Origin of the sequence: Sphingomonas sp. OTU376 (assembly GCF_038440415.1) — a bacterium.
Lineage (GTDB): Bacteria > Pseudomonadota > Alphaproteobacteria > Sphingomonadales > Sphingomonadaceae > Sphingomonas > Sphingomonas kyeonggiensis_A.
This window is the reverse complement of record NZ_JASATQ010000042.1, coordinates 38,381-47,045: the sequence shown is the minus strand read 5'-3', so window position 1 is coordinate 47,045 and position 8,665 is coordinate 38,381. Positions and strand designations below refer to the sequence as shown.

General features: G+C 65.2%; 7 protein-coding genes. 3 read left to right on the top strand and 4 right to left on the bottom strand.

All coding sequences use genetic code 11. The features are described 5' to 3' along the window. Nucleotides 1–41 precede the first annotated feature (41 nt). From AAHM44_RS16675 to typA, 4 genes are all read right to left on the bottom strand, one after another. Nucleotides 42–926 carry a rhamnogalacturonan acetylesterase gene (locus AAHM44_RS16675; protein WP_342250690.1) on the bottom strand — a complete coding sequence of 295 codons (885 nt, stop codon included), beginning with the start codon at nucleotides 924–926 and terminating at the stop codon, nucleotides 42–44. A gap of 54 nt (nucleotides 927–980) precedes the next feature. Then, nucleotides 981–1,544 carry a hypothetical protein gene (locus tag AAHM44_RS16670; protein ID WP_342250689.1) on the bottom strand — a complete coding sequence of 188 codons (564 nt, stop codon included), beginning with the start codon at nucleotides 1,542–1,544 and terminating at the stop codon, nucleotides 981–983. 217 nt (nucleotides 1,545–1,761) lie between these two features. After that, nucleotides 1,762–4,026 carry a tetratricopeptide repeat protein gene (locus AAHM44_RS16665; protein WP_342250688.1) on the bottom strand — a complete coding sequence of 755 codons (2,265 nt, stop codon included), beginning with the start codon at nucleotides 4,024–4,026 and terminating at the stop codon, nucleotides 1,762–1,764. Between the two features lie 173 nt (nucleotides 4,027–4,199). After that, the gene (typA, locus tag AAHM44_RS16660; RefSeq protein WP_269572968.1) at nucleotides 4,200–6,041 is read right to left on the bottom strand and encodes a translational GTPase TypA; all 1,842 of its coding nucleotides are present in this window, start codon (nucleotides 6,039–6,041) and stop codon (nucleotides 4,200–4,202) included. A gap of 287 nt (nucleotides 6,042–6,328) precedes the next feature. On the opposite strand from typA, the gene AAHM44_RS16655 reads away from it, so the two are divergent. From AAHM44_RS16655 to AAHM44_RS16645, 3 genes are all read left to right on the top strand, one after another. Continuing rightward, nucleotides 6,329–6,901 carry an NADPH-dependent FMN reductase gene (locus AAHM44_RS16655; RefSeq protein ID WP_269572969.1) on the top strand — a complete coding sequence of 191 codons (573 nt, stop codon included), beginning with the start codon at nucleotides 6,329–6,331 and terminating at the stop codon, nucleotides 6,899–6,901. A 106-nt stretch (nucleotides 6,902–7,007) separates the two neighbouring features. Next, entirely contained in the window at nucleotides 7,008–7,364 is a 357-nt protein-coding gene (locus AAHM44_RS16650) for a hypothetical protein (RefSeq protein ID WP_342250687.1), read from the top strand. A 101-nt stretch (nucleotides 7,365–7,465) separates the two neighbouring features. Then, the gene (locus AAHM44_RS16645) at nucleotides 7,466–8,665 is read left to right on the top strand and encodes a toxic anion resistance protein (protein ID WP_184164449.1); all 1,200 of its coding nucleotides are present in this window, start codon (nucleotides 7,466–7,468) and stop codon (nucleotides 8,663–8,665) included.

Genomic DNA, 8,665 nt, shown 5'->3' with positions numbered 1-8,665 from the left:
CCCCCCCCCCCCCCCCCCCCCCCCCCCCCCCCCCGAAACCCTCAGGGCACGAGCAGCGGGCGCATCTTCGGCACCACCACCGCAAGTTCGTCCGCAACCATCTTGGAGAAGAAGTCGGCACCGACCGGCCCGAGATGCGTGTAATCGAAGGCCAGCTTGGCATCACCAAGCGGCTCTACCGCAGCGTTGTTCTGCGGCGCCGCCAGCGAGGCGGCAACGGCGGTGGGGTTCGCGATCGTTGTCCCGGTCAGCGCGGCTGCCGAGACTTCCCGCACCGGCGGCACCTGGGCGAAGCGGTTTGCCATGGAGGGGCCCAGTGCTTCGACAGCGTCCGCGCTGCGCTTATTCAAATCGATCAGCGGAACATTCAACTCAGCAGCAACCTTGCGGATCGACTCCGACCAGGGCTCGAGATCGCGGTCCAGCTTTCCGTCCTTGAACTGCCTTCGCGTAAGTGGCGTGAGCAATATAGGCTCTGCACCAGCCGCCCGCGCTTCCGCCACATAGCGCCGCAGGTTCGCGGGGAACTCGGTGGCGAGATCGGTCGAGCGGCCCGGCTTGCCCGGCTGGTCGTTGTGACCGAACTGGATGAGCACATAGGTCTTCACGAAGCCCGGCGTCTTCATCTCGGCCAGCGCCAGATCCCAGCTGCCCTCCGCCCGATAACTATAGGTACTCCGCCCGCCCCGCGCCAGGTTCACGCACGCCGCAAAACTGGTGACGTGATAGGCGCAGAAGCTGCCGCCCCAGCCCGACAGCACCTGGGTGGTCGAATCGCCGACCAGGATGATCTTCGACGCCTTGATCGGCACCGCCGGCGGGCGCTCGGCAGGCACGACTTGCGAGGTCGTCCGCGGGGCCGTCTGGGCCTGGGCCGTGCCGGCCGAAAGCACCAGGCCGAGCCCGGCGAGCATCCATTTCGACATCCATCCCTCCTGAATCCTCTTTGCCGCGAGGCTAGATGACACCGGTGCCAACGGTCAAGGAAGGGGCAGCTGGATGTCCAGATCGCGCAGCCCCGCGGGCTCTGGAGGCGGGAGGTTGTCCAGGTCGATCGCGACGCGGCCGGACTTGTCGGGCTTCTTCCGAAACACCCGCCCGACCCCGCCGATCGCATCGCCGACCAGCTTGACCGGATTGGTCGACTCGCCGGGCTCCTCGCAGCAGCTGTTCGGATCGACGATCTTGCCGATGCCGCGGATCAGCGCGGTGCCCATGCCGAAGATGTTGATCCCGGTGGTGCAGCCTTCCGACCGCGTCGCGCAGGGCGCGACCGAGGCGTTGAGCGCCCCGATGCCGGTGACATCCGGGTTGCTGGGCATCGGCCGGTCGGGCGGCCCGCGCTCGTCGGGCAAGGGCAGGCGCGGCACCGAATCGGCGCCCTGGCCGCAGACCAGGATCTCGTTCTGCTTGCGCGGCGGGCCGCTGGTGCAGGGATCGTTGAGGATCGACCAGCTCTGCTTGCCGTCCGCCGCCTGCCTGGGCTGGTTGACGGTGCCTGGCGCATCCTGCGCGGCAATCAGGACCAGCACCACAAGCAGCATCAAAAACTCCGCCCATCCACCGGGGACTAGACGGAGCTAACCATGGATAACCGCCTGTAGGGAAGCCCTTGGGGTGGAGAAATCACTCGAAGGCGGCGCGAGCGTGGTCAGCAGCCTTTGCGGACTCTGCCTCTCCCATTCTCACGCCCGATCTCGGGGCTAAGCAAATCGCGAAGCGCGATATCTCAAATGGCGCCAGCGCTCCGGAGAATCGGACTCACCTATCCGTCGTCCGTAATCGTGAGATTTCATTGCGAACCAACGCAAGATCGCGCGCGAAGCTGGGATGATCCGGCGAGCGCTCCGCCAAGCGTAACATCATCTTCTCGGCAACTTCGAACCGAACAAGAGCCCCCTCGGCATCCCCCTCAGCTTCGGCAAGCGCCGCCAGCTTGGCGTTGCTGACGAAGAGGTCGCGCTGCCACTCGCTGTTCTCTGGCTCCTGGGCCGCCAGCCGTTCGGAAATCACGAATCCCGACTCAAATCGTTTGCGTGCCGCGCCCAGATTGCCGGACGCCCCTTCGACATCGCCGAGCTTATTATAGCTCACAGCCAGATCACGCTGCCAGTCGCTGTTCTCCGGCGCCTGCGCTGCAAGCCGTTTGCGAATGGCAAGCCCCGCCTCGAATCGTTCACGCGCTACATCCAGATCGCCTGACGCTACCTCGACATCACCGAGCTTATTATAGCCCACCGAAAGATCGCGCTGCCACACGCCGTTCCCCGGTTCCTGCGCCGCCAGCCGCTCGCAAATGGCGAGGCCGGCCTCGAACCATTCTCGCGCCGTGTCCATATTGCCTGACACCACCTCGACATTGCCGAGCCTGTCGTAGCTAACCGCCAGGTCGCGCTGCCACTCACTGTTCCCCGGTTCCTGCGCCGCCAGCCGCTCGGCAATAGCAAGGCCGGCTTCGTACCGTTCACGTGCCACGTCCAAATTGCCCGACGCGACTTCTAGATTGCCGAGCCTGTCGTAGCTAACCGACAGGTCACGCTGCCACACGCCGTTCTCTCGCTCCTGCGCGGCCAACCGCTCGCAAATGGCGAGGCCCGTCTCAAACCACTCGCGCGCCGCGCCCAAATTGCCCGATGCTGCCTCGACGTTGCCGAGCCTGTCATAGCTCACCGCTAGGTCACGCTGCCACTCGCTGTTTCCTGGCTCCTGCGCGGCTAGCCGCTCGGCAATGGCAAGACCTGTCTCAAACCATTCACGTGCCGCGCCCAAATTGCCCGACGCCATCTCGACGTTGCCCAGCCTGTCGTGGCTCACGGACAAGTCGCGCTGCCACTCGCCGTTCCCCGGCTCTTGCGAAGCTAGCCGTGCACGAATGGCAAGCCCTGCCTCGAAACGCTCACGAGCTGCGCCCAAATTGCCCGACGCCATTTCAACGTCACCGAGTTTATTGTAGCTGACCGTTAGGTCGCGCTGCAGCGCTCGATTCTCCGGCTCCTGCGCAGCAAGCCGGTCACAAATGGCAAGCCCTGCCTCGTAACGTTCGCGCGCCGCCCCCAGATTGCCCGATGCCACCTCGACGTTGCCGAGCTTGTTGCAGCTCACCGTCAGGTCATGTTGCCACAAGCGGTTTTCCGGATCCTGCGCGGCCAGTCGTTCGGAGATGGCGAGGCCGGCCTCGAATTGAGCCCGAGCGAGGCGCAATTCCCCCTCTGCGATTAGAATGTCGCCGAACTCATTATGCAGCACACTCCGGTTCCGCTCGTCGGGAGCTCGTTGAAGTGCCGAGGAGAAACAAGCTCGGGCCTCTGCGAGCGAAGAGTAAACCGCCTCCAGCCGGCCCAATTCAATCCAGCTCCACAGATCCTCGGGATCGAGCTCGACCGCGGATCGATAGGCGTCACGCGCCTTGCCGGGGGAGAATGGCGCGATGAGACGCGCGGCCTGGCGGAACCGTTCGGCGTTGCGGCGCTTGCCGGCTTCGGCTTCGGCAACCAGCGCCCGGTAGGCGCCTTCCGGGTCGCCGCTGGTCGCCTCGTTCGCGATCTCGCGGTCGCGGGCGGATTCCGATCCGGCGAGTTGCTGGACGGTGCGCGCCGCGGTCTCGAGCTGCTGCCCGCCGACACCGCCCTGTTGCTTGAGGATCGCAAGGATTTCATCCAGCTGTGCGGACATCCCAGCGTCGCGCTGCTCCGATTCCGCACCCTGCAACGCCGTGTTGGCAAGCGTCTCCTCGGCCAGCGCTCGCGTCCGGTCTCCGTCGTCGGTAACGATCGCCAAGGCTTCCTTTGCCGTGACCGGCCTCGGCCCGAGCAGTTGCGCCGCTGTCGCCACGAAACCGAGGATCGCGGCGATGCTGCCGATCAGGGGGAAGCCGGGCGTAAAGGCGGCGATACAGGCGTCAGACCAATCCGTGCCTGGCGTATCCTTGATCTTGTCATAGGCAGCACCGACCGCGACGGCCCCGCCTCCAAGAAACGCGCCGCCCGAAACGAATATCGCCTTAAGTGATCCCCACCAGCTCGGCATCGCCCCCTCCGCCCCGCCTGGAGGATGGCAAAGGGAGCGCTGAAATCAAGCGAAGTTAACGCGCAAATGACCCATTTGCATTCGCGCGCACCCTCCCCGCCTTTCCGAGAGGAAGCTCCCCCAAAGCAAAAGGCGCCGGGGTTTCCCTCCGGCGCCTTTCGTGTCTTCGAGCCTCAGGCCGCGTTCTTCGCGCGGCTGGCGCGCTTGCGCTCGTGCGGGTCGAGGTGGCGCTTGCGGAGGCGGATCTTGGTCGGGGTGACCTCGACCATCTCGTCATCGTCGATGTACGCGATAGCCTGCTCCAGCGTCATCTTCTTCGGCGGGGTGAGGCGGACGGCGTCGTCCTTGCCGCCCGAAGCGCGGAAGTTGGTGAGCTGCTTCGCCTTCATCGGGTTGACCTCAAGGTCTTCCGTCTTGGCGTTCTCGCCGACGATCATGCCCTCGTACAGCGCCTCGCCATGGCCGACGAACAGGATGCCGCGCTCTTCGAGCGGGCCCAGGGCGTAGCTCTGCGCTTCGCCATTGCCGTTCGAGATCAGCACGCCGTTCTTGCGGCCTTCGATCTGGCCCTTGTGGGGGCCGTACTTCTCGAACAGGCGGTTCATGATGCCGGTACCGCGGGTGTCCGAGAGGAACTCGCCATGATAGCCGATCAGGCCGCGCGACGGCGCCGAGAAGGTGATGCGGGTCTTGCCGCCGCCCGAGGGACGCATGTCGGTCATCTCGGCCTTGCGCTGGTTCATCTTGTCGACGACCGTGCCCGAGAATTCATCGTCCACGTCGATCACGACGGTTTCGTACGGCTCGGTCTTCTTGCCGTTCTCGTCCTCGCCGAACAGCACGCGCGGACGGCTGATGCCGAGCTCGAAGCCCTCGCGGCGCATCGTCTCGATCAGCACGCCGAGCTGGAGTTCGCCGCGGCCGGCGACTTCGAACGAGTCCTTGTCCTCGCTCTCGGTGACCTTGATCGCGACATTGCTCTCGGCTTCGCGCTCGAGACGGTCGCGGATCATGCGGCTGGTGACCTTCGAGCCTTCACGGCCGGCCATCGGCGAATCGTTCACCGCGAAACGCATCGACAGCGTCGGCGGATCGATCGGCTGCGCCTGGATCGGCGTCGATACCGTGGTGTCGGCAATGGTGTTCGACACGGTGGCGACCGTCAGGCCGGCCAGCGAGATGATGTCGCCCGCCTTGGCTTCGTCGGTCGGCACGCGCTCCAGGCCCTGGAAGGTCATGATCTTCGAGGCGCGGCCGGTCTCGATCACCTTGCCGTCCATGTCGAGCGCATGGATCGGCTGGTTGAGCTTGACCGTGCCCGACTGCACGCGGCCGGTGAGGATACGGCCGAGGAAGTTGTCGCGATCGAGCAGCGTCACGAGGAAGCTGAACGGCGCATCCTGGTCGAGCGCGGGCGGCGGCACATGCTCGACGATCTTCTCGAACAGCGGCTGCAGCGTGCCTTCGCGCGCATCGGCATCGTCCGAGGCATAGCCGTTGCGGCCCGAGGCGTAGAGCACCGGGAAGTCGAGCTGGTCGTCATTGGCTTCGAGCGTGACAAACAGGTCGAACACTTCGTCGAGCACTTCCTGCACGCGCGCGTCCGAACGGTCGATCTTGTTGACGACCACGATCGGGCGCAGGCCGAGCTTGAGCGCCTTGCCGGTGACGAACTTGGTCTGCGGCATCGCGCCTTCCGACGAATCGACCAGCAGGATCACGCCGTCGACCATCGAGAGGATGCGCTCCACCTCGCCGCCGAAGTCGGCGTGGCCGGGCGTATCGACGATGTTGATGCGAACCGGCTCGCCGCCACCCGGAGGCGCCCACTCGACCGAGGTCGGCTTCGCCAGAATGGTGATGCCGCGCTCCTTTTCGAGGTCGTTCGAATCCATCGCGCGCTCTTCGACGCGCTGGTTGTCGCGGAAGGTGCCGGACTGACGGAAGAGCTGGTCGACGAGCGTGGTCTTGCCGTGGTCGACGTGCGCGATGATCGCCACGTTGCGGAGGTTCATGATGCTATCCTGGAAGTAAGTTGGCGGGCCCGTACAGCAATTTGTGCGTTGCGGGAAGCCCGGTGATTCGCCGCGGCCTTCAACGCCTGCCGCCCCGAAAATGTTGAATCCCTTGAATCACTACGCATGCCTGCGGGGTGTCTCTCAGGGGAGATGGGCAGGCGCATTGCCGGCGGCAAGGGGAGCCGGGTTCACCAAATGGGGGGATTGGAGCAAGTGCGCGCATCGGACATTCTGAACCACAAAGGCGCGGTGTAGGACAGCGCGAACCGCATGAAGGGAAGACCATGGCCGAGCCGCTCAAGATCCTCGTCATCCTGGGGAGCATCCGCGAGGGGCGGATGGCCGAGCCGGTGGGCCAATGGGTGGTCGAGGGCGCGGCGGCGCGGCCGGAGCTCGATCCCGAGCTGATCGACCTCAAGGACTGGAACCTGCCCTTCTATGCCTTTGCCAAGCCGCCGGCGGCGGGGGACTATCAGGACCCGCTGCAGCAGCGCTGGGCGGAGAAGATCGCGAGCGCCGACGGCTATATCCTGATCTGCCCCGAATATAATCACGGGCTGCCGGCGGTGCTCAAGAACGCGCTCGATTTCGTCTATGCCGAATGGCACCGCAAGCCGGTGGCCTTTGTCGGCTATGGCGGCAATGGCGCGGCACGATCGATCGAGCAGGCGACGATGGTGGCGCGCGAGCTGCGCATGGCGCCGCTGGAAGCGTCGGTGCACATCATGAGCGTGTGGAGCAAGGTGACCGGCGGCCGCTTCGCGCCGGACGACAAGGATGCACGCTGGACCCAGCACCTTTATGACGAGCTGACCTGGTGGGGCCGGACGCTGCGGGCCGGGCGGGAACAGGGCTGAGCCCCGTGGTTCCAGCCCAGCTGTTTCGGGGTGACGGGAACAGAGTGTGGTATATAGCTATATCACAAGCGGCGCTGCCGGGTGTGGCACGCAAGGGAGTAAGGGAATGAACAAGGGAATGGCGCTGCTCGGGCTGGCGCTGCTGGCGGGCTGCTCCGGCGCGACGACCACCGAGAAGCAGAGCGTGAGCCTGGTGCTCGATGCCGATTTCACCACCGGCACGCTGCTGCTGACCTGCCGCGATTCGAGCAGCGGCAGCTGCCATGTGCTGGTCGCCGGATCGGGCGAGCCGGTGCGGCTGAGCGCGGAGAAGGGCAAGACGGCGGAATCGGCGACCGGCGCGGCCGAGGGCACGCGCTTCTGCGCCGGCGGGGCCGAGCCGCAGAACGGCTGCAGCCTCACCCCGCTGCGCGACGGCGAGCAGATCTATCGCTCGAGCCGGGTGAAGACCGAGAGCAAATAAGCGCCCCTTGGCTTGGCCCGTGGGTGTATTATATAAACGACACAGTTGGACTGTTGTCCGGATGACCCTATGCTTAGGCCGGACAGTTTGGAGACGCGAGAATGGCAAGCGAGACCTTGGTGGCCGAACAGGATCTGGTGCTGACCCCGCCCGAGCCGGTGAAGGTCGTCGCGCCGGAAAAGGCAGCCGGGCTGGTGCCGGTGGACGATACCAAGAAGACCGAGCTGGAGACCCGCGTCGACAGCTTCATCGAGGATCTCGTCGCGCAGGACGTCAACAGCCCCGAGTTCGGCAAGCGCGTCGATGCGATCGCGGCGATGGGGCAGAAGGAGATCCGCGACGCGGCGGGCCAGTCCAACCGCTTCCTCGACCGGCCGGTCAAGGCGATGGGCAATGACGGCGTCGGCGCCGACCTGCTCGCGCTGCGCAAGAAGGTGGAGGAGCTCGATCCCAGCCAGAACGGCAAGCTGATCGGCGGCAGCCAGGGCTTCCTGTCCAAGCTGTTCGGCGGCGGGATGCAGCAATATTTCCGCAAGTACCAGTCGTCGCAGACGCACATCAACGGCATCCTCAAGAGCCTGGCCAACGGCAAGGACGAGCTGCTGATGGACAATGCCGCGATCGATACCGAGCGGCAGAATCTCTGGGCGTCGATGGGGCGGCTGGAGCAGATGATCTACTTGTCCAAGGCGATGGACGCGAAGATCGAGGACAAGGCCAACGAGCTGGATCACACCGATCCCGCCAAGGCCAAGGCGCTGCGCGAGACCGCGCTCTTCTATGTCCGCCAGCGCACCACCGACCTGCTCACCCAGATGGCGGTGACGGTGCAGGGCTATCTCGCGCTCGACCTGGTCAAGAAGAACAATGTCGAGCTGGTGAAGGGCGTCGACCGCGCCAGCACCACCACCGTCTCGGCACTGCGTACCGCGGTGACCGTGGCGCAGGCGCTGACCAACCAGAAGCTGGTGCTCGACCAGATCACCGCGCTGAACAGCACCACCGCGGGGCTGATCGATTCGACCGGCGCGCTGCTCAAGAGCCAGTCGGCGGCGATTCACGAACAGGCGGCGAACTCGACCATCCCGGTCGAGACGCTGCAGCGTGCCTTCCAGAACATCTATGACACGATGGACGCGATCGACACGTTCAAGCTCAAGGCGCTCGACAACATGAAGGTGACGGTCAACACGCTGTCGAACGAAGTCGAGAAGTCGAAGGGCTATATCGCCCGCGCCGAGGGGGCTTCGCAGAACCAGGTCTCGGGCGGGGCGGAGACGTTCAAGCTGGAGGCGATGTAA